The organism is Saccharopolyspora rosea (assembly GCF_025643595.1).
GTDB classification, from domain to species: domain Bacteria; phylum Actinomycetota; class Actinomycetes; order Mycobacteriales; family Pseudonocardiaceae; genus Saccharopolyspora; species Saccharopolyspora rosea.
The window spans coordinates 6270761-6295880 of record NZ_CP102826.1; the positions used below are offsets into that span (position 1 = coordinate 6270761).

Genomic DNA, 25120 nt, shown 5'->3' on the forward strand with positions numbered 1-25120 from the left:
GTCAGTGCCCGTCGTTGAACTCGATTTCCGGAGCGGTCTCGCAACCGGCGCCGCCATCCGGAACGACGACAGCTGTCAGCTTTCCGGTTCCTGGTCCGGCCGGTGCGGGCCCCGCTGCCGCACCCACTCGGCGAGGCGGTCCGGCAGCGGCCGCGCGGACGCCGCCTGGTTCCGGTCCTCGCGGGGGCTCGGCGCGTTCTCCGGCACGTCGGGCAGGTGGGCGTAGGAGACCTCGGCGTCCCACTTCTCGGCCCAGCGGGCCATCGACGGCAGGTCCAGGTGGTCGTAGCCGGTCTGCATGGGGTTGCCGAGCGCGAACACCTTCCTGCCGTGCTGCCGGACGGCGCGGACGTACAGCTGGTGCCCGAGCAGCGGCGCCGAGCTTCCGGTGCTGATCAGGGCTCCGCCGGACCGGTGGACCTGCTGCCAGAACGCCTCGCGGCCGGCGGCGCCGCGCAGCCGGGGGGCCAGTGGCGCGGCGGGCAGCGCGACGGGTGCCGCGAGGTGTTCGCTCACCAGCCGCGCGTAGCCGGACGGGATTCCCCGCGCGCGCCGGGAGAACCGGTCGACGGCCAGCGGGAGCGCCAGCAGGCCGCTGGCCACGAACGAGCCGCCGACCCGCTTGCGGGTCAGCACCGGCGGATCGTCGGCCAGGTCGGCGACCGCGGCGAGCTTCTGCATCGTCCGGCCCCAGCGACCGGTGAGGGCGGTCAGCTCCTGGCGCGCCTGCTCCGGCCGCAACCGCCCGGCGCGCGCCGACCGGACCAGGTCCTGACCCTCGGCGCGGATCCGGTCGAACTCCTCCCTTGCCTGCGCCACCCGGGCGTCGACGAGTTCGCGGACGGTCCGCCGTCCGCCGATCCGCCGGTCGAGCCGGTCCCCGTCCCGCACCGCGGCCTGGACCCGGTCGGCGACCGCCCGGCCCACGACGAGCAGCCCGGCGATGGTGGGCACCTTGGTGAGCACGTCCTGGTTCACCGAGGCCGCCACGCAGGTGTTGAGGAACCGCTGCTCCTCGTGCCCGCTCGCGGCGTACATCGCCTCGCCCAGCAGCGGACTGCTCAGCAGGTCCTGGAAGAACGGGTCCCCGGTCAGCTCGCCGCGGGTCCCGCGCGCCACGTTGAGCAGCGACAACCGGGCCATGCGCTCGGTCGCGGGAGCGCTGGCCCGGTAGTCGAGGTCGGCCAGCGCGCCGCCCTCGAACGGGTCCGCGCCGCGCGCGAGGCCGCCCGCGATGTCGCGCAGCACCGCCGCGAGCCGGTCGGCGGACAGGACCTCGAACGTCTGCCGCCGGTAGGCGTGCGTGAAGCCCAGCGGCGTCCGGTGGTCCCACGTGCTGCGCAGCACCCCGTGCCGGGTTTCCCGCACCGGGACCACCGAGGCCGCCAGCACCGCGTCGTTGACGAAGGCGACCAGCTTGCGCCGCCGCAGCGGTGGCAGCGCTTCCAGTTCGTTGTGGACTCGGGTCAGCGCCTCGCGCACCCGCGCGGAGCCCAGCACGTCCGCGCTGTGGTCCTCGATCCGCCCGCCGGCGGCGAGCCGCCCGATCTCGTGCAAGCGCGAGCGCAGCGCTGCCGGGGGCAGCGCGAGCCCGGGGGTCGAGGACAGCAGCGCCTGGTAGCCGCGCGCCACGTCGTCGAACGCGGGCCTGGGCAGCCGGGAGCCGAAGCGCCGCCAGTGGTGCTGCGCGTCCAGGACCACGGCGGAGGCCCCGTTCGGGTCCGGCCGCATCCACACCTTGCCGGTCGGGGCGTACACCGGCCGGGCGCCGACGAACGTGTCGCGCAACGCGCGGTGGAACTCGTGGCCGGCGCCGCCCGTGCCGGGCCGCCTGCCGACGTGGCAGGAGATCAGGGTGATCGCCTCCGGCTGGTGTTCGTCGAACGCCCGCCGGAACACCCGCGAGCGGGCGAGCACGTCGGCGAAGACGCGCCCGTCGACGCGGACCCGTTCCCCGGCGGGCAGTTCGACGAGGAAGGAGCGGTCGTTGCCGTGCGTGTTGACGGCCAGCGGTGCCCGGGTCTGCCCGGCCGCCGCCCACTGCGCCGGCCTGGAGCGGGACGCGCGGGGATCTCCCGGCTGCTCGGCCACGTGCTCCAGGTCCTGCCGGTAGGCGGTCGCGGCGTACCGGTCGCTGCTCTCGACGTCCCTCGGACGGGTCGCCAGCGACACCCCGAGGACCACGCCGTCCTCGCGCACCAGCGGCCGGATCTGCGCCTGGTCCGCCCGGAAGTACACCCGCCTGCGGCGGAGGTGGCCGGGCAGGTAGTCCCCGGACGGCCGCCGGAAGAACTCGCGCCAGCCCGCGACGACGACGTTGCGGCGGTCCTGGGACGCGGGCGGCGCGTCCTCGTCCGCCGTGGACCACAGCCGCGCGGGGCGGCTGAACTCGCCGAGGTGGTGCCGCTCCGGTCCCGGCAGGTGGCGCAGCAACCGCCGCGCCTGCTCCGGCAGGTCGACCCGCTCCTCGACCACCTCGCGGCCGCGCAGCACGCGCCTGCCGTCGGTGACGTGCGTGACCAACCGGCGCTGCGGGAGGCCGGACAGGTACCTGAGGACGACGGTCCAGATCAGCGCCGGGTTCTCGTGCCGGCGCACCATCTCCGCGACCGCGATCAGGCGCAGTTCGCCGCCGCGGTTGACCAGGTGGGCGACCAGGGTCTGCACCGCGCCGCAGGTCAACGCGAGGGTGCCCTCGACGTCGTCGGTGCGGACCACGGGTCGGCGCCCGGCAGCCGGCCAGGCGTGCGTCGTCGGTCGTGGCGAGCCGGCCCCCGCCGCGCGGTCGCGGTGCTCGGCGGCGAGGCGGTCGAAGAAGGAGTCGGCGTACGGGTGGTGGCGGGCCAGCGAGAGGGCGGTGCCGAGACCGGCGCTCTGCGGGACCGCGGCGGAGGCGAAGTACGCGGTCACCTCGTCCCAGGAGAGCCGACCGTCCTCATCGGACATACCGCCGATCCGCCGCAGCACCGCCATGCGCAGCAGGTCGGCGGCGCGACTGCGCTCGCTGCCGCGCGCCAGCTCGGCCAGGAACACCTCCTGGTGCGGCATCGCGTGGTCGGCGTGGAACAGCTCGTGCACGTTGACCAGCGCGACGTCGTTGTCCCGCGCCCAGCGCAGCATCCGCGCGACGTCGGAGGTGCCGTTCGCCTCGGCCCGGGCGCGTTCGACGTGCTCCCGGGGGACGTCGGTGAGCAGCACCGGCCGCACGCCCGGCAGGTTCCGCCGGGTCCTCGCGACGGACCCGCCCAGCGCGTGCGCGTCGGCGGGGCCGAGCGGACCGCCGAGCCGGATGAGGAACTGCACCTTCGGCAGCTCCCACCGCCCCGGCAGCGGCACGCCCCCGGCCTGGTTCCGCTCCGCGGCGGTGATCTCGCGGGTGAGCACCTGGTCGGCGTGGTCGGTGAGCCGCTGCGGGGCCAGGTCGTCGCGGTCCGGGCGGGGGCGCCGCAGGTCGAGCTTGCCCAGCAGGTCGACCCACTGGCCCGCGGTGAGCCGCGAGTGGTCGTGCCCGGCCAGGAAGTCCGGGGCCGGGCGGGGCCGGTGGAGGCCGAACAGGTCGGGTTCGCGGAGCACGCCGGTGGGCCGCGGGTCGGGCAGTGCGGCGTCGGCGAGCGCGGCGACGAGCACGTCCGCCTGCTCGTCGAGGTCCCGCTCGCCCGTCGAGGTGGACGGCTGGTCCGCGGTGGCGTCCGGGACGAGCGCGTCCAGCCACGGGTCGGATCCGGTGCTGTCGTCCTCCGGCGGGGCGGCCTGGACGGCGGGTTCGTCGGCCTCGGGCGGCTCCGGGGTCGCGGTGGCGCTCTCCTCGGCGCGGCCGTCGTCCGGTGCCTCCTGGACCCGCACCACGGGCCATCCCGCGGTGTCCCGGCGCCGGTCGAGCACGACGAAGCGGGTGCCCCGCGGGACCGCCACCTCGGACCGCCCGCCGGGCGCGGTGACCAGGTGCGCGTGGCGGAAACCGCCTGGTGGGGGCATGACCACCACCCGGAAGCCGCCCTGCTCGCCGGTGTGCCACGGCGCGGGCGTCTCGAACGACTCCCCGGCCGGGAGCCGCGCCACCTGGACTTCGAAGGGGCCACCGTCGTAGCGGGGGGACCGGCGGATGCCCGCGTCCAGCGCAGCGAGCACGACCCGCGACCGGATGTCGCGGCCCCGCAGGCCCACGCGCAGCGCCGGGCCGTGCACCCAGGCCCGCGCCACCAGCTCCTCGTCCCCTCCCGCGTCGGGGAGCAGGACGCGCAGCAGCTGCCGGTCCACCGCGGTCAGCTCGTGCACCTCGGTGGACTGGGTCCGCGCCGCGAACCAGCCCGGCAGTTCGGCGGCGATCGCGGCCACGTCGTGCGGCAAGCCACCCGCCGCCTCGGCGAACTCCAGCAGCGCGCGCATCCGCTCGTCGCGCTCCGCGATGCCGAGGAGGCGACCGGCGCCGAGCACGTCGGCGATGTCGTAGCCGCCGCGCGGGTCCAGCGCGCGGAGGCGGTCCGCGGAGATCCCGAGCCGGTCGGCGGTGTCGGCGGTCCACTCGTCGAGGCCCTGGTCGTCGAGCTCCCGCAGCTGGGCCTCGGTGCTCCGAGCCTGCGCGGTGGGGGCCAGCTGGGCGGCCCCGGCGTGGGCGACGAGGGCGCGCCGCGCCGCGGGGCCGAGTCCGCGCTCGTCGGCGTAGCGGACCAGCAGTCCGGCCCGGAACCCCGGGTCGCGTTCGAGTCGGTGCAGCCGCGCCGGGTTGGTGCCCAGCTGGTCGGCCCGCCACGCGCGCACCGCGCCGCGCAACGCGTCCGGATCGGCGAGAGCACCCGGCGTCCACCGCGGCCGCGCGAAGGCGTGGAACCGGGCCAGCTCGTCCAGCCGGACCCCGGAGTCGGCCAGCGCGAACCACGTCTCGGCGATGAAGACGGCGTTGGCGCCACCGATGCGGCGGAACTCGGCGAAGTCCGCCAGTTCGCCGTGCCACTCCAGGACCCGGAGCTGCTGGTGCCACACCTCGTCGGAGGTCTCCGCGCCGCGCTGCGCGTCCGGGGCGGAGAACCACTGCAGGACCCGATCCGCCGTCGGGACGAAGCCGTGCGCATCGGGCGAGCCGGTCAGCAGCACGAAGTCGCGCAGTTCCGGTCCGAGCCGCAGCAGGTCGGTGGTGTTGGGCAACCCCAGGAAGATGTCCAGCACCGGCAGCAGCGGAGCCTGCTCCGGCGCCACGCCCAACCGCTCCGCCACCGTCCGCAGTTCGCCGGGCACGCCGCCGCGCTGGGTCGTCCACTCGGCCAGCAGCGGGAGCACGTCCAGCGCGCGGAACTCGAAGGCCAGCTGCACCAGCTCGGGCAGCCTGCCGTTCCCGACGTCGTCCACGCCGCGGATGCGCAGCATCTCGGCGCGCAGCGCCCGCAGCGCGGCGCGGTGGGCCTCCGGCCCGTCCAGCGCGGTGGCACCGGCCCACGGAGTCCAGTCCAGGCCGAACGGCAGCACCGGGCGGTCCAGGGAGCGGATCCCGGCGAGCAGGTCGTGGTCGGTCTCGGTGCCCAGGCTGTGCAGCACCGAGAACGGTTCGGTGACCACCTCGTTCGCGATCAGGTTGGCGAGCAGGTCGAACAGGCGCTGCCGCGCGGGCGCGTCGGAGAAACCGGCCAGCGCGGCGACGTCGCGCAGGTCGTCGACCACCCGCATCGGGTCCTCGGCGTCGCGCAGCACGTCCAGGAACGGCAGGCGCAGCTGCTCGGGCGTGGCCAACCCGAGCTCCCGCACCGCGAGTTCCACCGCCTGCCGGGTGGCCGCCGACTCGCCCTCGAACGTGGCGGCCGGTGCGTCGAACGGCCGCGGGTAGTCGGGTGGCGGTCCCTGCGGTTCCGCGGGGGCGTCCCGGTCCGGGTAGCCGGGCGGGGACGGCATCCGCTGCGCCAGGACCCGCTCGGACCGGCGGGCCGATCCCCGGTAGTGCGGGGGCACGTCCGCCCGGTACGCCCGCCCGCGGACTCCCTGCGGGTGCCCGTCGTGCCGGGTGAAGTAGACGAGGAAGTCCGCTGGGGCCACGAGTCCTTCGCGGCGGAGGAATTCCCGCGCCCGGTCCAGGAACTTGCGCGGCGGGAAGCTGCCGAGGTCGCCCTCGAACAGCGCCGCCGCGCTCAGCGGCTCCACGCCCAGTTCGGCCGACAGCTCCAGCAACCGAGCCGGTCCTCCGGGGCCGAGTTCGTAGAAGGCGGCGGCTGCCGGGATCTCGTCCGGAACCCGGCGCAGCGCGCCGGTCAACCGCAGGACGTGACCGAGGTCGAGGCCGTGTTCGCCGACCAGCCGCCGGATCCGCGCCACGTCCCGCTCCGCGTCGAACCAGTCCTGTTCGGACAGTTCGGCGTCGCCGTGCTCGGACCACCAGCCGCGTGCCTCGGCGCTGCCGCCTTCCGCGCGCAGTCCCTCCCACCAGGCGCGCAGCTGGACTGCTGAGACGTCGGCGGGCCGCCGCCCCAGGTGCGCCCGCAGGGCCGCCAGTTCGCCGGGGCCCGCCACCGGCAGCGCGTCGAGCACCCGGTGAAGCGCCCCGGCCTGCCTGCTGTCGAACCCCGCGACGCGCAGCCAGCGGCGGAGGTTCTCCCGCACGAAGTTCGCGAGCTCGTCGCGGCCGACGCCGCGCAGGTCCATGCGCAGCGCCGCGGACACGCCCTGCTCGCCGTGCTGGTCGTGGAGTTCCCGGTGGACGCGGCGGATGTCCTCCGGGCTGGTCCCCCAGCGCTGGGCGGTGCGCCACACCTCGGCCACCGGCACGCCCGCGTCCCGGGACAGCTCCAGGGACCGCAGCGCCACGTCGGCAGGCAGCAGGCCAGGGACGACCGGCCACCGGTCGGCCAGGTGGAGCACCTCGTCGGCGTGCCCGAGCCCCGCGCTCTCCCACTGCTCGCGGTGTTCGGCGAGCTGGGCGTAGCGGTCGAGCACGTCCGGCACGGGCACCCGCCAGCGGTCGGCCCAGTGCAACGCGCGGTCCGGCGGGGCGCCCGCCTGGTCCGCGGCGTGCAGGAAGCGGGCCAGGTCCGCGGTCGTGCCGAACCGCGTTCGGTGCTCGCCTTCCCGCAGCCGCGTGATCGCGTCCAGGTCGACGCCGTTGCGCAGCGCGTACTCCAAGGTGTCGACCACGTCCCAGAGCGGGGTGTCCCACTGCTGCGCCAGGCGGTGCACCTCGGGGGTCAGCAGTCCGTCCCGCAACAGGTCGCGCACGCTCGCCACGTGGTCGGGCGAGGACGTCCGGTGCGCGGCAAGCCACTGCGCCGAGGACACCAGTTCCCGGGTGCCGCGCTCGCCCGGCGCCAGCCCGAGCCGCCAGCTCGCCACCAGCGGCGCGAGCCGGTGCCGGTTCGGGCGGCGCAGCACGCCCAGCACGTCGCCCGGCATCCGGCCGCGCAGCGCGCTGTGCGCGAGGTGGCCGAAGCGGTGGCCGGCCCGCGCGCCGGCCACGGTCAGCCCGTGCGCGCGCAGGTAGGCGACGAAATCCGCCAGGTGCTCGGGGCCCAGGTCGCGAACCTGCCCGGCGAACGCCTCCAGATCACCGGGGCGCATCCCGTGCTCGGCGAGGGTCCGGCCGATGCCGCGGACGATGTCCGCGGTGGACCCCCGCTGCGGGGACATCGCCGGTGCCAGGTCGTCGAGCACCTCCGGGCGCACCCGCAGGGCGGCGGCGACCGCGTCGCGCTGGGCGGTGTCGGCGAACAGGGCCGCGCCGGTCGGCCGGTCGTCGGGCGACGGGGCCGCGGCGGCGGGCGGGGGCTCGTCGGACGTCCGGTCGTCGGGCAGCAGATCCGCGCTGGACAACCCGTCGGAGCCCGTCTCCTGCGCGGCGGCGTTCCACACCTCCAGCGCCGCGTCGAAGTGCGGCGGCTCGGCCAGGTTCGCCGACGCTCCGGCGCGCTCGGCGAACGCGCGCCACTGCCCGGCGTCGACCCCGTGGTGCTGGAGCAGTTCGGCGAACCGGACCGCGTCGGCGGCGGGGACGCCGGCGATCGTCCGGAAGTCCGCCAGCACGTGCTCGATCGGCTGCTCCCGCAGTTCCGCCAGCAGCGGGGCGGGCAACTGCTCGGGCCGGGCGGCGAGCCGGATGGCGGCCTCGTAGATGCGCGTGACGAGCTCCGCGACCCCCCTGCCCTGCGCGCCTTCCGGCTGCGCCTCCTGCGCCAGCCGGATGACTCCCTCGACCACCAACACGCGTCCGATGTGGACGAACCAGTCGAGGTAGCGGCGGCCTTCGTCCGAGCCGGGCCAGATGTTCAGAACCCACAGCTCGCTCAGCGCGTCCTCGATCCTGAACTCCTGCTGCCGCAGCGCGGTCAGCAGCTCGGGGTCCAGGCCGAACAGCTCCGCCAGCTCCCGCTCGCCCTCCGGGGTGCGCGCCCGCTCACCCAGCGGGACCGCCCGGTGGGCGAGGGATTCGCCCCGCTGCGGTGGCCAGTCGTCCGGGTTGCCGAGCTGTTGCGCGCCCGCTCGGACCGCCCGCCGGTCCAGCACCAGCCAGCTCGGGTGCTCGGCCGCGTGGACGGCGGTGCGCAGCACGACGTCCTCCGGGAGACCGAGTTCGCGCGCCACGACGGGCACGTCGCGCGCCACCTCGTGCAGGTCGAATCCGGCGTCGAACATCTCCTGGCGGTCCCGCGGGGACAGCCCCGCACCGTGCTCGGCGACCAACAGCGCGCGGCCGGGCAGCTCCGACAGCGCGGCCGCCTGTTCCGGGAACAGCCCCAGCCGCCAGGCGACCGCCGTCTCGTGGGTGATCTCGTCCGGGCCCAGTCCCGCCCGGCGCACGTACTCGGCGAACTCGGCCACGTGCCGCCGCTGCGGTGACGGCAGCTCGTCGAGCAGCCAACCGACCGCGCGCCGGGGCAGCCGGAAGCCGTCCACCAGAGCGCGCAGGTCGTCGAACACCCGGGCCGGGTCCGCTGCGGACATGTCGGTCAACCGGCCGAGCCGCTCCGGGCGCACCCCGAACTCCGCCAACCGAACGTGCAGCGCGTCCGAGAAGCCCGGCGCGGGGACCAGCCCGAGGAACCAGGACACCTGGTCGTCGCCCAGCCCGAACCGGCCGCGCCACTCCTGGACCGCCGGGCGCACCCCGTCCAGGAACTCCCGGCCGCTGCCGGGCAGCAGCGCGTGCAGCCGCCCGAGCACCGCCGGGTGCACGCCGAGCCCCGCCAGCCGCTCGTCCACCGCCTCGAAGACGTCGGAGCGGTCGCCGCGCAGTTCGACGAACCAGCCCAGTTCGTCGGCCGCCAGGCCGTAGGCGGCCAGCCGGTCGTCGAGCACCGCGCGCAGGGCGGCGGCCTCGTGCTGGCCGCGCCGCACCCGGTCGGCCACCGCCTCGGCGACGGCGGGATCCGCGGCCAGCAGGTCGAGGTCCGCCGGTTGGACGTCCAGGCCCGCCGCCACCTCGGCGACCGCCGACGCGCCGTCCTCCTCCGGTGGGGCGGCCTGGACGGCGGGTTCGTCGTCGTCGCGCTGCCGGGTGAGCGCCGCGTCGGGCGGCAGTCCGGTGGCGTCGCTGAGCGCCAGGGCTTCGGCCAGCCGGGTGCGCGGGAGCCGGTCGATGCCGTACCGCCTCGCGGCGGCGAGGACCCGCGCGTCGACGATGCCGTTGTGCCGCGCGAGGTCCCACGCCACGACGACGTCCTGGGGGTGCAGCGCCCAGCGCTGCGCGGCGTTCCACGCGGCGCGCGGCAGGTCCTCCGGCACCGTCCGGGCGAACTCGGTGATCTCGTCGGCGCGCAGTCCGAGCCGGGTGGCGGTGCGCGACATCCGCACCAGGTGCTCGGTGCCGTGCGAGCCCGGCGGCAGCCCGAGCCGCCAGCTGGCGACCAGCGGTTCCAGCCGGTGGCGGCGCGGGCGGACGAGGACGTGCCCCGGGCGCGCCGGCAACCGCAGCCGTCGCAGGCCCTGCACCAGATGTCCGGCTCGGCCGGAGCGCGCACCGGCGACGGTCAGCCCGTGCCGGGCGAGGTAGGCGGTGAAGTCGCGCAGCACGGCGGCGTCGACCCGGTCGACGTGGTGCTGGAAGGCCGCGAGGTCGCCGGGGCGCATCGAGTGCTCCGCCAGCACCGCGCGGATCTCCCGCTCCCGGTGGTCGAGCTCCGCCGCGGTCGCGGGCTCGCCGAGCAGGTCGACGACCTCCGGCGCCACGTCGAGCCGCCGGGCGAGTTCTTCGCGGGCGTCCGGCGCGGAGTCGGCGGTGCTCAACGATGCTCCGTCGACCTCGGCCGGCTCAGCCAGCCCGAACGGATCCCGATCCACCGGCGGATTCGCCCCGCGGCCGGTGCCGACCGGTGCCCCGCCGACCTGCACCGGCTCCCCCAACCCGAACGGGTCCCGGTCGCCGCCGTCCGGGGGTGCTTCGGGCAGCTGGTCGAGCCAGGGCGCCGCCGACGGGTCCCGCCAGGCCGCGACCCACGGCTCCAGTGCGTGGTCGTCGGGGTGCTGCCAGGAGTGCCTCGGCAGGTGCCGGGACAGCCCGGCCTCGTCCACGTCGTCCAGGAAGCGGGCGAGTTCCGGCGGGGACAGCGCCAGCTGCTCCCGCAGCTGCTCGGGCGAGTCGACGGGTTCCCCGTCCTCGGGGATGACCTCGACGTTCGCGAGCACGTCCGCCAGTTCGGCCGAGCCCGCCGAGTCGACCCAGCGCGCGAAGCGCGCCGCGTGGTGCAGCCGCATCGACGCGGCCTGCTGCGGGGTCAGCCCGTACCGCCGCAGGAAGTCGCGGAACCCGGCGAGCTGCTCCGGCTCCACCGGCACGCCGTGGCGGGCGAACGCGGGCAGGTCCCGCGGCTGCATCCCGAACCGGTGCAGGGTCGCGGTGATGCGCTCCACCAGCTGGTCGACCAGGGTCGCGTCCGCGTGCTCGTCGATCCGCCCGTAGGCCGGGCAGGTGACCGTGTCCAGCGCGTGCGGTTCGATGCCGAACCGCATCGCCACCGCGAGCCGCACCGCCGGAACCGCCTGGAACGGAAAGCGCTCGCCGGCGAAGGCGGCGAGGACCCGCCGCTGCACGAGGTCCGCGACCGGCCGCTCCTGCAGGAGTTCGTCGACCCGCGGAGGGACCACCGCGCGGCCCCGGGCCAGCACGACGCCCAGGCGCCGGGCGGCCTCCTGCTGCTGCCGCGGATCCGCCCAGCGGCCGAGCCGTTCGACCAGGGCGGAGAACGCGTCGGCGCCCGGATTCCCGGCCCGGAACCGCTGCACGAATCCGCGCCACGTGCGGGCGGGCAGCCCGCTGCGGGCCAGCAGTCCGACCAGCCGCGCGACGTCGGCCCGCCGGATCCGCTCGCCGCCGTGCCCGAACGGCCCGGCGAACCGCTGGATGCTGCGGGCGAAGTCCTCGACGAACTCCCCGTAGGTGCGGTCGGCCTGCTCGCCCAGCGCCGCCAGGACCTGCTCCGGCCGGAGGTCGTGCCGGACGACGTCCCGCAGCACGTGTTCGGTGGTCCCGCCGATCCGCTCCAGGTCCCGGATCCCCTCGTGCCGCAACCAGGGCAGCAGTCGCGGTCCGACCAGGTGCGGCGGGACGTCGAGGTCCCGCGCGACGTCGATCGCCACCTCCGGCCGGAACCACGGTTCCAGCTGCTCCGCCTCGCCCCGCGCCAGCCCGAACAGGTGCTCCAGGTCGACGCGCCCGCGGGGCGTCCGGGCCCGCTGCCCGAACGGCACGCCCCGCGCCAGCACGCGTGCGGCGACGTCCGCGGGCAGGGCGTCCAACCATCCCCGGACCTCGGACTCCAGCCCGGCGAACGCCTCGTCCGGGCCCGTCCGGTCGCCGACCGAGTCCAGGAACAGCGCCACCACGCTGGGCTGGAGTCCGGTGTGGACGGACAGTTGCAGCAGCACGTCCTCGGCGAGGTCGAACCGCTCGGCCACCGCCGGGAGGTCCTGCGCCAGCACGTCGAGGTCCAGGTCGGTCGGATCCCACCCGCGGGCCGGTGCAACGTCGCGGACCTGCACCAGCGGGCGCAGCTCGGCGAAGTCCAGCCCGGTCCGCTCGGCCAGCCCGACCACCTCGGCCAGCCTGCCCGGCTGCCAGCCGCCGAGCTCGCGCACCTGGTCCGCGGGCACGCCCCAGCGCCACCCGGCCACCAGGTCGAGGCCCCCGCGGCGGCTCGTCCCGGTGGTGCGGTGGCCGCCGAGGTACGCGCCGAAGTCCCGCAGGTCATCGGCGGTCGGCGACGGCAGCGCATCGACCAGCCAGCCCAGGTGTTCGGGCCGCAGGCCGAACTCGGGCAGCCGCTCGGCCAGCTCCGCCAGCGGCGGGAGCGCCGCGAGCGCGCCGACGTCCTCGGGCCGCAGGCCGAACGGGGCCAACCGCCTGCGGATCTCCGCCGCCCAGGCGGTGACCTCGTCCTCGCCGCGGTCCAGCCGGAGCCGGACGGCCTGCTCCAGCGGCGCGTCGCCGGCCAGCGGAGCCAGCGAGTCGGACCGCACGCCCAGCCGGGCGGCCACGGCGTCCCACGCCGGACCCGCCCTGTCCTCCTCGGGAGCGGCCTGGACGGCGGGTTCCGCGTCGTCCAGCCGGGACCGCACCCGCCTGCGGAGCGCCGTCGGGAGGTCGTCCGGGCCCGCCGTGTCGTCCGGGCCCCGCCGGAACGCCGCCGCCTCCGATTCCCGGACGTCGAACAGCACCGTCGGACCGCGCACCGCGCTCCGGTGGGCGCTGCCCCAGCTGCCGCCGGACGGCCACTTCGCGCTGTCCACGTCGACCAGGAACGCGGAGTCGGCGAGGAACCGGTTCCAGTTGTCGCCGCGGGTCTTGGTCTTGCCCTCCAGGCGAGTGGTCAGCCGGGACCCGGACGCGGTGCCGGTCCCCCTGGTCAGGCCCCCTTCCACCGGGCCCACGTAGGCGGGGCTCTGCCAGGTCTCGGGAGCCAGGCCCGCGGTGAAGGAGGTGTCGGCGAGCTGGAGTTCGGCCTCCGTCCGGCGTTCGCCCCACTTGTCCTCGACGGTGGCCGACCGCCACGACTGGACGGGGCTCGGGTCGGCCAGCACCCGCCGCAGCCGGACGCGGTAGCTGATCGACCGGGTGCGGTCGGCGATCCGGAAGACCAGGGTGGTGTCGTCCCCGCCGAGCGTCCCGTGCTCGGCGCTCGACTGGACCAGGGCGGACACCGCCGCCCGCAGCCGGAGCCGCTCCGGCGTCCCGCGCCCGAGCAGGCGCCGCACGCGGTGCGGCTCCACCGGTGCGAACCGCCCGGCGGCGGGCCGGGACTCCGCGACCGCGTCGACGATGCGGTCGAGCATCGTCTCGACGTCGCGCGGCGCATCGCCCTCGCGGGGGAAGAACTCCTTGGCGATCCGGAACGAGCGGGCCTCGCGCGCCGCTTCGGTGACCCGCTCCGCCCGCTCCCGCCACGCGGGGTCGTCCGGGTTCGCGCGCGGATCGGCCTGCGTGCCGTAGTGCCGCCCGCGCACGGCGTCGGCCAGCGCGTTCAGCGTGACGCGGCCGGTGACCCGCCGGGGCACGCCGCGGATCTCCAGTTCCCGCCGGTCGGTGTTGCGGTAGGTCGAGGCCCCCAGCAGGCCGTCGGAGAGCGTCGACAGCAGCAGCGGCGGCTTCTTGACCTTCCGCACGGTGAACTCGACCTCGACCGGCACCCGCACGTCGACGCGGTCGTCGGTGCGGGTGCGGGTCTGCACGTAGCCGCTGTTGTCCGTCCGGTGGTTGACCGCCTGGTAGGTCCGGTCGTAGCGCGGCGGCGGGACGCCGGGCGTCCCCAGCGAGGTGTCCGGGCTCTGCCCCGCGAACAACGGCCCGACGTTGAGCGCGGCGCTGAACTTGAACTTGCGGGCCGTCGCGATCTCCTCGCCCGCGGTCGACTCGACCTCGGACGACGCGCCGCGGCGGCGCGGCGGCCCACCGACGACCTCGCCGTCCCCGGTGGGCCGCAACTTCGCCTGGAACTCGTACGTGCTGGTGCCGAACCACGCCGAACGGCCGAAGGTGCGGGTGAACCCGCCGTCGACGAGTTCCTGCCAGCCCGCCTCGGTGTCCAGCTCGGCGAGCACCCGCTGGGCGTCGACCAGGGGTGCCGGGGTGTTCCGGTCGCGGGCCGGCCGCCAGCCGGGGAAGAGCTTGCTCTTGGCGCGCCTGCCCTCGGACGGCGCCGCCTCCGCGTCCGCGAGCGCGGCGGCGGCGAGCTCGGACAGCTTCGGGCGCCGCGCGGGAGCCGCGTCCCGCTGCCCGTCGGGTTCGGGGTGCCGCTCGCGCGCCGCGTCCTGCTGCCGGTCCAGTTCGAAGTCGGTCACCACGACGTCGTGGTCGGTCCCGGAACCGGTGTCGCGCACCAGCGGGTGAGCCGCGGGCAGCGGCGTGCTCGGGCCGGGCTCGGGCTCGCGCGGCTTGCCGTAGAGCACGCCGTTCGGGATCACCAGCTCGACGACGTCCGTGCTGACGCCCTTCGGGTAGGCGGGCCAGCTCCAGTGCACGTTGGGCTGGCCGAACAGGTTCTGCCACGCGTCGGCGCGCAGCCGGACCACCAGGTCGCCGGTGTAGAGGCGGGTCGGGACCTGCTGCCGGACGGCGGTGCGCTTGTTGGACCCGGACCGGGACGCCTGCTCGCTCGACGCGCTCTGGTAGCCGAGCGTCGGGCCGACGGTGCCCGCGCCGTAGAGGAAGTTGAGCGCGCCGTCCACGCCCTGGCTGCGGACCGGCCCGTCGGCCACCGACGTGCCGACGGAGTCGATCAGGTCGAGCTGGATGGTCGGTCCCTCGTGGAGGAACCGTTCGTTGTGCACCTCCAGCTGGATCCCGGCGCGCTGCACGCGATCGAAGATCCAGCCCGCCTTCGTGCCCTCCAGGACCCGCGGCTCGCGGAACGCGCCCGCCAGGTTCGCGCGGAACCAGTCCGGGTCGAGCGCGGCCCGGAACGTGGTCCGCCCGCCGTACTTGGTGCCCTGCGCGGCCCTGCCCTGCGCATCCCGCAACGCCGCGTCGAGGACGGTGACCAGCGGTTGTTCGCGCGCGGGTTCCCGGGGTGCGGCGTCGGCGGGGAAGCGGAACAGGTCGGTGAACCGGTCCCAGGCGTCCTGGACGCGGCCCCACCGGCCGCGGGCTCCGACGCGCGGCCGGTGGACCGCGTCCGCCGCGACGAGGTCGGGCAGCGCGAGGGCGAACGCCCGCCGCATGTCCACGGGCTCCCCGAGCGGCCCGTCGTGCTCGTCCCGCGGCACGATCCGGCCGGGGCGCCACCTCCCGTCGCCGATCTCGGTCAGCGCCCGCGGCAGCCGGTACTCGACTTCGGCGTCGACGCGCTGCGGCCGCCCGGCGAACGGCTCCGCCTGGTGCTGGAACGCCGCCTGCACGGACTCCCGCAGGCCGCCGGTGCGGCCGTGGTCGGTGACCTCCAGGCTCAGCCGCAGCTCGCGGCGGAACTGGTCGGCGGGCGCGGTGAACCGCTGCCGGTAACCGGTCTCGCCGCTGCCACCGACCCGTTCGGCGCGACCGCGCTCCCAGCGGGCCTGCAGACCCGCGGTGAAGCCCAGGTAGGAGCGGCTGCCCTGCCCGTCCGGGCGCAGCGCGGTGCGCAGGTACAGCGTCGCCGGGGAGGTGCCCGCGCCCGCCGTGCCGACGGTGGAGCCCGACCAGTCCCACCCGCTGGTGCGGGTGTAGCTGAAGGTGGCGTCGTTGCGCAGCCGGACGTGCGAACCCGGCACGACGCCGCCGAAGTCGCCGGAGACGGTGAACTCGTACCACCGCGGCCCCGCCGCCACGCGGACGGTGTGGCCGCCGTGGCGGGTGATGGCCTCCAGGTTCTCCAGCAGCTTCGGCGGGTCCAGGGCGCGCAGCTGTTCGTCCACTTCGGACCAGTCGACGCGGTCGAGGTCGACGCCGTCGTGGCGCAGCCGCTGCCTGATCTCCGCCAGCGCGCGCTCGGCGATGCGCTCCGACCCGGGGACCCGCCTGCGCTGGACGAGCTGCTGCGCGCCGTCCACCACGTCCAGCAGGTTCGCCGGCGAGGGCACCGAGCGCGCGTCCTCGTTGCGCGCCGCCCGCTCCGGCAGGACGGGGCGGGGGCGGGTGTCGCCGACGTCGTCGCCCGCTTCCTCCAGCGCCCGGTCCAGCACCTGCTCGAACTCCGCGACGTCCTCCCGCCGCACCAGCACGTACACCGCGCCGTCGGTGTGGAACGCCTCGATCGCCCGGGACTCGCTCACGCGCTCCGGCCGGTGGTAGCCGGTCACCCGCTGGCTGACGTCGAGCCGGTAGAGCAACGCGCCCTCGGACTCGCCGGACTTGTCCTTGTTCGTGCCGGACTCGCCGAAACCGGTCTCGATCCCGTGCGAGCTGCCCAGGTTCACCGGCTCGACGACGGGACCGATCTGGACCGCGGTGTCCAGGCCCGACTCCCCGGTGTCGACCAGGCCCCGGAAGCGGATCTTGAGCTGCGCGGAGGTTCCGACCGCCTTGCTCCACTGGTTCTCCGACACCAGCCGGGAGGTGTCCGTCGTGGACACGTCGGTGCGCGGTGCGCCGATCCGCTGGTAGCCGCGCAGCAGACTGGCGTGGCGCACCTTCAGCTCTTCGGGCCGCGTGTGGGACAGCGAGAACCAGCGGTGCCGCGAGCGGGGGTCGGTGCGGGTGTGCTTGATGGTGTTGCCCTGCACCAGGCCCTCGATCGAGCCTTCCTCCAGCCGGGCCTGGCTGATGGTGTAGGCGACGTTCGCCCGCATCTCGGGGCTGACCGACTCGGGCAGCCGGGACAGCGCCTCCCCGTGCAGTCGTCCCACCGCGAACGTCTCCACGCCCGCCACGAGGTGGAACAGCTCGGCGGGCATCCGCACGGGCCGGCGCCCGCGAACCTGGGGTCCCACCGCGTCCGGTGAGTTCAGCGCGGACTCCGGGTAGACGAGGCGGACCGGTCTGCCGAGCGCGACATCGCCCCCGCGCTCGCGGCCCAGCCCCCAGGTCAGGTCGAAGTCCACCGCGAACACGCGCGGGGACTTGGTGTGCTTGGCGTTGTGCTCGACGCTGACCTTGAGGAACCGGTTGCCCGTCGTGTCGGCGCGGGCCCCGCCCACGCCGAACCCGACCAGGCCCAGCAGGTTGAGCGTGGCCAGGCTCGCGGCCTGGTATCCGGCGTGCAGCACACCGCCCATCACGCTCGTAGCCGGTCCCCGGCGGGTCCGCGTGGTGGACGTGACGGTGCGGGGCGCGGTTTCCTGCTTGGACCGCTGCGTCGGCAGCGCCGCCGCCGCGGCGGCGTCGGTGAGGAACAGCTTGCGGATCCGGCGGGAGGTCAACCGCAGGTGCAGGTTCCGGTGGCCGTCGCCGTGCGGCACCCGCAGCCCGATGCCGTGGGAGAGCGCCTGGAGCAGTCCGATCTCGTTCTTGCGCGCGATGATCTCGTTGAGCTGGTCGCGCACCGCCCGGCCGGCCGCGCCGCGCTCGCCCAGGTCGGGTCCCCCGGACTCGGCCAGCCGCGCCACGAGGAGGTCGGCGAGCGGGAATCCGTGGTCGCGGCCGAACGCCCGGGGCGTGCCGTCCCAGATGCCGCTCGAAGGCAGCAGGGACGCGGTGCGGCTGATCGCGCCGTCCATTTCCAGTTCGATCGGGCGCGGGTCCTCGTCGTCGAGCGGCAGCCCGTCGTACTCGGTGAGCACCGACTCGAAGTCGCGGTTCCCGATGTCCAGCGGCGGCAGTTCGAACGCCTCGGGGGCGTCGGGCGTCGCCGCGCGGTCGCGGCGGAACAGGTTCGTCGCCAGGTGCCGCACGAGGCGCGGGGCCGACTGGCCGCGCCCCGGTTCGACCTCGATCAACCGGTCACCGGGAAGTCCTTGCAGGGCACCGGAGAGCCGGGCGACGCGTTCGATCTGCACCAGGTGCCGCGGGCGCAGGCCGGAACCGGGGTCGGACGGCCGAGCGCCCATCACGCTGCCGTCCTGGTGGACCCGTCCGCGCACGCCGCCCGCCAGGCGTCCGCCGGGGCCCGCCGTCCGGGAGAAGGCGGAGTCCCCGAGCCGACCGCCCGGGTACTCGTCGACGAGTCCCAGCCAGTGGCCGATTTCGTGCGCCGGGCGGCGCCCCCTCGCCAGGTCGCGGATGTGCCAGTTGCGCTGGTCGGTGGGCCGGGTGGAGACGGTGACCGCGGCGTGCGCCCGGGCCGGGTCGTCGGTGAACTCGACGTTCACGTGGAACTGGTCGCCGCTGATCGTCCGGTGGCCGCCGTTGTAGATCGCGTCGACCGCGCGGCGCACCCCGTCGCGCGCCAGCCGCAGGTGCACGTCCCGCAGCGCCGGATCGCCCTCGTGGACCAGGTGCACGACGTGCGTGTACTCCTGGACGTACCGCCCGTTCACCTCGATGCGGCGGAAGTCGTAGCTGATCGGCCCGTCGATGCGGTTGGCCGGGCGCATCCGGTCGAGTCCGGTGACGGCCCGGTTGACCGCGTAGCGGGTCGTCCGCACCCGGGTCACCGGCGCCCGGTCGCGGAACCGGCGCCAGTCGTCCGGGGACAGCGGGTCGTCCGGTCGCATCCACGACGTGTCCCGGTGGGTGGCGCCGCGGTCGGACAGCGCCGCGCCGGGCTCGCCGCGTTCGAGACCTGCCAGGACTTCCTCGTCGTGGTGCAGCCAGCCGTCGTCGTCGAGCGGGTCCCGCTTCGGCAGCATCCGCTGCCCGACCTCGATCAGCCGCTGCACGGCTTCGGGGGTGAACAGGGTTCCGGCGCGCTCCGCGGCGGCGAACCGGGCGAGGGCTTCGGTGCTGGTCAGGCCGTTCGCGGGGCCGAACTCGGTCAGCGCCCAGCGGCGTTCGGCGTCGAAGCCGTGCGCGTCGGCGTGCGCCAGCAGCGCGTGCGGGTCGAACCCGGGCAGTTCCACGAGCTGCGCGAGCCGTCGCGGTTCGACGGCGAGCCGCTCGGCCAGGTCGCGGATCTCGCCGTGCCGCGGGGGGCCCAGCAGCTCGCCCAGCGAGCGGAACGGCCCGGTCCGCGGTTCGACGCCCAACAGCTCGTCGAGGTCGCGGGACCCGATCTGCTCGCCCGCGGCCCTGCGCTGCGCGAGCCGCCACGACTGCACCTGGTCGGCCAGCGGCCGGTCCGGGCGGTGCTTGCGGAACTGCTGGAAGGCGTCGAGCTCGTCGAACCGGACCCCGTGCGCGGCGAGTTCGAGCAGCGGACCGAACCGCTCGCGCGGCGTCGTCCCGGCGCCGAGCAGGCCGAACGCCTCCAGCTGGACCTCCAGGTCGGCGCGCCAGTCCGCCAGCAGCGCCCAGGCCCGCTGCGGTTCGGTCGCGCCCGCGTGCTCACCCGCGACCCGCAGCCGGGTGCCGAAGACGTCCAGCAGGCCGGGGTCGCGCAGCTCGAACCCGGTGGCGATGCCGACCAGGAAACCCGCCTGCCCGGGCGGGATTCCGTACCGATCGGCGATGTCGCGCAGCTCGACCGGGACCCGGCCGACGCGCAGCGCGTAGCGCAGCAGGGCGCCGTCGTGCGGCACCAGCCCGAGTCCGTCGGCGAGCCTGGTGAGCGCGGCCAGGTCGCTGCGCAGCGCCGCGCGGACGTCGTCGGCGCGCACCGGGCCGCCCTGGTGGTGCACCAGGTCGGAGGCGATCCGGGTCAGCACGCGCCGGAACGCCGCCGGGCTTTCCGGGGTTTCCGCGCGCAACGTCCCGGAGGCGATCAGGTCCAGGGCGTCGGCCTGCGGGTTGCTCGCGCCGCGCAGGCTGCGCAGCCGGTCCGGTCCGAGCGACGACAGCCAGCCCAGCGCCGCGCGGGCCTGCGGGCTCGGGCTCAACTCGTCGAGGTGCCGCAGGAACTCGAACAGCCGCTCGCGCTGGGCCCTGGTGTCGAAGCCCAGCAGCGTGGCGATGTCGTCGACGTCGCGGGCCACCCGCTCCCCGAGCGCGTCGGCGACCGCGCGGATGTCCGCGCCGTGCCGGCGCAACCGGGCGGTGGGCGCGGGGTCGCTGCCGATGCCGCGCAGTCGTTCTTCGAGGCGGTGCAGCCGGAGCAGGTCGTCGAGGTCCCGGACCAGCCGGTCGAGGCCCGCTCGCGGCAGCGCGGGCACGTCCGAGGTGCCCAGCTCCCGCAGTCCGGCCAGCACGCCCTCCAGCGCGGACCGGCCGGCGCGGCCCGCCACCTCGGCCAGCGCCAGCAACCGGCGGCGGTGCGCCTCGGGCAGCTGCGCCACCCCGGCGGTCCGCCGCATGGCCCACCGCAGCTCCTGGCGCCCGGTGCGGAAGGACCGGTGGAGTTCGGTGGCGACCGACCGGATGTCCTGGCGGGACGCGGATTCCGGGGAGTCGGCGAGCCGCCGCAACCGCTCGACGTCGCGCAACGCGGGGAACAGCGGGCGGAGGTGCTCGGGGTCGCGCGCACCGACTCGCGCCGCGATCCCCCGCGCCGCGTCCGGGACCCGCCACCGCTCGGCCGGTTCCGGGGCGTGCGTTCCCGCGTCGAGCGTCCGCTCGCCGTCGGCCGGGGTCTCCCGGTACTCGGGCAGCGCGCCGTTGATCCTGGGTTCCCGTGAACCGGGCGGTTGCTGGGACGTCCGGGCGGCTTCCCGAGCCCAGTCGCCAGCCGTCCGCAGCCCGCGCGCGGTGGCGAGGTCGCGCAGTTCGTCGAGGGACTTCGAGGTCCGGAGCCGGTCGCCGAACACCGCGGTCAACGGGTCGGGGTCGACGCCGAGTTCCGCCGCGGCCGCCAGCACCGCGTCCGCGGGCAGCTCGGCGTGCCGGGCGAGGTCCGGGATCTCGTCCGGCACGCGGTCCAGCGCCGTGGCCAGCTGCGCGAGGCGGTGGGTGTCCAGCCCGTGGTTCTCGGCGAGGTCGCGCAGCCGCGCGGCGGCGTGCTCGGCCTCGAACCACGGCCGGGCGCGCAGTTCGGCGAACTCCGGGTGGCCGTGCAGCCACTGCACCGTCGCGCTGCTGCGGGCGTCGGCTTCCAGGTGCCGCCACCACCGCCGGACCGCCCCGCTGCCCGAGCGCAGCCGGTGCGCGTCCCGGTACCGGCGGAAACTGGCCAGCTCACCCGGCCCGAGTTCGGGGATCCGTCCGAAGTGGACCAGGTCGGTCCGCCGCACCCCGGTGATCCGCTCCCAGCGGGCCAGGGTCTGCTCGGTGACCCGGGTCCGCTCCCGACGGCCCGGTGGCACCTCGCCGAGCCAGCCGAACCGGAGGTTCGCGGGCACGTCCGCCTCCAGCCGTTGGGCCGCGGAGCCGGGCTCGACGCCCCAGCGCTCGGCGGCCCGCCAGTACTCCTCCGGCACGCCGCCCGCGCGCCACCGGAGGGCGAACTCGCGCAGCCGGTCGATCGCGGCGCGGTCGGCCCGGGTGCGGTCGATGTGCTCGGCCATCCGGCGCAGGTCGCGGGATTTGAGCTGGCCCGGCCGGGCACCGACCCGCCAGGCGGCGAACAGCGGGCCGAGCCGGTGCCGCTCGGGGCGCACCAGGATGTCGCCGACCCGGCCGGACCGCGCGTCGCGGTAGGCGTGCCGCAGCCGGTTGCCGGCCCGCGCGCCCGCCACGCCGAGCCCGTGCTCGTCGAGGTAGGTACGGAAGGCAGCCAGGTCGGCGCGGGTCAACCGCCGCGCGTAGCCGTGGAACGCGGCGACGTCCTCGGGGCGCAGGTCGTGTTCGGCCAGGCCGGCGCGGACCTGTTCGGCCAGCACCGCGTGCCGGAAGCGGGTGCCGCTCGGTGCCCGTCCGCTCAGCACGTCGGCGTCGAGCAGGTCGAGGGCGTGCGGGTCCAGGCCCAGCCGCACCGCGACGTGCATCCGGGTGTCCTGGTCGGACCACTCCTGCTCGGTGCGGGTGCGCGCGTCGAGCCAGTCGCGGGCGGCCTGCTCGATCCGCGCCACGCCGTGTTCCCGCACGTGGTCGGCGAAGTCCCGCCACCGGTGCGACTCGATCCCGGCGTCGCGCAACCCGTCGAAGAGCCCGGGCACGTCCGCCGGGCGCACCCCGTGCGCGTCGAGTTCGGCGAGCAGCTGCCCGGCCTCGCGTCCGCGCAGCTCGCCCGCGACGGAGCGCAGCCCTTCCGGCGGCACCCCGAGTACGCGGGAGAAGTGCCACAGCTCGGTCGGGGCGACGCCGGTTTCGCCGGCGATCCGGCCGAGTTCGGTGGGCACCCGGCCGAGCTGCTCGAACCAGTCGAACAGCGCCGCCATCCGCTCGGATCCGAGCCGGACCCCCGCGGTCCGCGCCACGTCCAGCACGTCCGCGGGCCGGAACCGCGCCGGGTCGAGCCGCCGCCGGTCGACGCCGAGCAGTTCCGCCAGCCGAGCGGGCTCGCCGAACGGGATGCCCGTCGGGAACCGCTCGCCCAGTTCGGACGCGGAACCGGCCAGGTCGCCGAGCTCGACGAGCACCAGCTGGGCGGCTTCGGCCAGTTCCGCCTGCCCGGTGCGGCCCTGCGGCCGGACCGCGTCCGGGGTCAGCGCCAGGAAGTCGGGGTGCACCCCGGCGCGCAACGCGATCTGCCAGAGCCTGCGCTGGTCCACCCCGGTGCGCTCGGCGACGTGGTGCAGCGCTTCCGACACCGACGCCGGGTCGAAGGCGCGCACGTGCCCGGGCAGGAACTGCCGGTCGACGACGTCGAGGTCCAGCCGCGCGGCCAGTTCCGCGTGGCCCAGCACCCGGCTGGGGTCGTGCTGCCGGAGGTGCGCCAGGTCGTCCGGGGACAGCCGGAGTTGCCAGGCCGCGACCAGCTCCCGCCCGTGCGGGGCGGTCAGCGCCGCCACCGGGGTGCCCCGGTGGTGCAGGAACTCCACGAACCCGGTGGCCTGCGCGGCGTCGACGTGCCGGACCAGACCGGTGAACCAGGACCGGTGCTCCGGGCGCAGCCCGAGCCCGGCCCACTGCTCGTCGGTGACCGACGAGGTCGGGTCGTGGTGCTCCGGACCGGTGCGGGTGTGACCGTCCTGTTCGGACACCTGCGGCGGGTGGTCGGCGTCGCGCGGCTGATCGGTGGCCGGCGCCGGTGGATGCCGCACCGACTCGGTGGGCACCGACCGGTGCTCGGCCGCCGGGACCGGCTCGGCGTGGTGGTCCTGAGTGGACGGTCCGCTGCTGGTCGGCAGCGGGGCCGGTTCGCTCGGCGGGGCGGACTGCGCGGTCGGGTGCTCGTCGTCCGGCGGCGGGCTGCTCGATTCGGTCGGGCGCGGTGCGGGGTCCTGCGGCGGGCGGGTGCCGGTGCTCGGTGGCGGCGCGGCGCTGGTGCCGCGGCCGTGGCCGCCCGGCGGTGCGGTCGCGGTGGAGGTCGGTACCGGCGCGGGCGCCGTCGGGGTGGTGGGGGTCGGCGGCGCGACCGGGTTCGGCACCGCACCCGGCAGCGGGGTGTCGTCGGCGGTCGAGTCGGCGTCCCAGTCCAGCGGATCCGGCAGGTCGTCGGGAACCGGCGAGTCGCTCTCGGTGCTCACGTCCTGGGCCGCCGGGGGCTCGGGGACGGCGTCCGAACCGGTTCCCGGGTCGGGCGGGAAGACCCCGACCGGCTTGGAGAACACGTTGATCTGCAATTTCTGCTGGATGTGGGCCAGCTGTTCGTGCAGCTTCTCGGAGATCGGTTCGCTGACGAAGTGCTCGCCCATCCGCTCGGCGACGCCCATCGCCGCGCCGCCGGTGAAGCTGTACCAGTCCGCCTTCCACTCGTGCTCGGGCCCGAAGAACATGTTGCCGAAGCCCTCGCTGAGGTACCCCTGCACGCCCCAGGCGGGCGAACCGCCGATGGCGGCGACGGTGGCCCGCTGCCAGGTGTCCTTGCCGAACCGCTCCCCGACGTCCTTCAGCGTCGCCGGGTAGTGCTTGGTGAGCGCGTCGAAGGTCTCCGAGCCGATGGCGCCCCGGTACTTGCCCAGCGCCCCGGCCAGGTTGTCCTGCAACGTCCGCAGGTCGGTCTTGCCGATGTCGCGGGTGAGCGTGCCGGAGAACTCCCGCGCGGCATTGCGCGCCTCGGCCTCGGCGGCGTTCTCGCCGAACTCGCGGGCGAAACCGGCGCCGAGGTGCTTGACGAACGCGTCCGACATCAGCTCGCCGAACTTGAGCGCGGGACTCGCGGTGAGCCTGCCGAGCGCGCCGGGCCCGATGCCCTTCATGGTGCGCGCGAACTCGCCGCCGAAGCCGGTGCGGAAGTACGTGGCGAACCGGTTGGTGGCACTGCCCAGCGCCTCGCCGAGTCCCCGCGTGCTGCTCGGGAAGATCCCGCGCACCGCGGCGGAGGCGTGCTGGCCGAAGTCCATCAGCGAGCGGCCCAGGGCCCCGGTGCCCAGGAAGGCGAGCCGACCGGCGAACAGCTTGGAGAACATCTTCGCGACGACGTTGCCCAGCGCCGAGGCGCCCATCCAGGCCAGCCCGCCGAGGGCGCCGGAGACCGCCGCGCTCTGCAACGCCGAGGTGGTCAGCTCCGGGTCCTTGACCGCCCGCACACCCCAGTCCAGCTGCACCTTCTGGATGATCGCGTCCAGCGCGGCACCGAAGATCAGCTCCATCGCCAGCGAGATGATGGTGGCGATGGTCAGTTGCAGGGCCAGCCGCAGGATGCCCGCGGTGGTGATGCGGATCGCCGTGATGTTCAGCAGCGAGGCGCCGAAGGTGGGCACCACCATCGCGATCGCGATGGCGATCTCGATGAACATGATGATCAGCTGGCCGATGGCCTGCATCTTCATGTACTCGACGTCGGCCGCCGTCTTCCAGAGGAACCTGCTCATCTGGTCCGCGGCGTGGGCGCCCTGACCCAGCGGCGAGTTGCCGTCGGCCAGGCGCGGGCTGGTCGGGCCGCTGCCCGGCGGCTTGTCGGTGTCGGGCAGATCCTGCGACTGCCCCGCACTCGCGTCGCCGCCCTGCCCGGACTGCGGGGTGATGAACTGCCGGGCGTACTCGACGAACGCCTGCGCCGCCTCGCCCTGGTAGTCGGAGTTGGTGACGGCCTGGACGAACGTGGCCAGCTCGTCGGCGATGGAGCTGAACTCCCCGGCCAGCGCGTTGTACTCGCGGCTGAGATCGCGCAGCGCGTTCTCGTCCGGTTCGGGCCAGCGCGACCCGGTCAGACCGGCGAAGGCGTCGGCGTACTTCGGGTCGATCTGGAAGTCCATCCGCGCGCCCTCCTCCCCGAATCCGCGCGAACCTCTGCTTGGTTTTTCACTCGTTTTGCGTGGTGGTGCCAGTAGCGGAACCTCAGCGGCGGTGCCG

Annotated in this window: 1 protein-coding gene; it reads right to left on the minus strand. The window is 75.6% G+C overall.

Translation table 11 applies throughout. The annotated features are described in order from the left end of the window. Nucleotides 1-75: 75 nt before the first annotated feature. Nucleotides 76-25023, minus strand: coding sequence for a hypothetical protein (locus NV263_RS29280; protein WP_263250046.1), 24948 nt, complete (start codon nt 25021-25023; stop codon nt 76-78). Nucleotides 25024-25120: the final 97 nt, after the last annotated feature.

What these genes read in the sequence shown, in the direction of transcription:
- NV263_RS29280 (WP_263250046.1), bottom strand. Translation starts at nt 25,023, where the DNA reads ATGGACTTCCAGATCGACCCGAAGTACGCCGACGCCTTCGCCGGTCTG.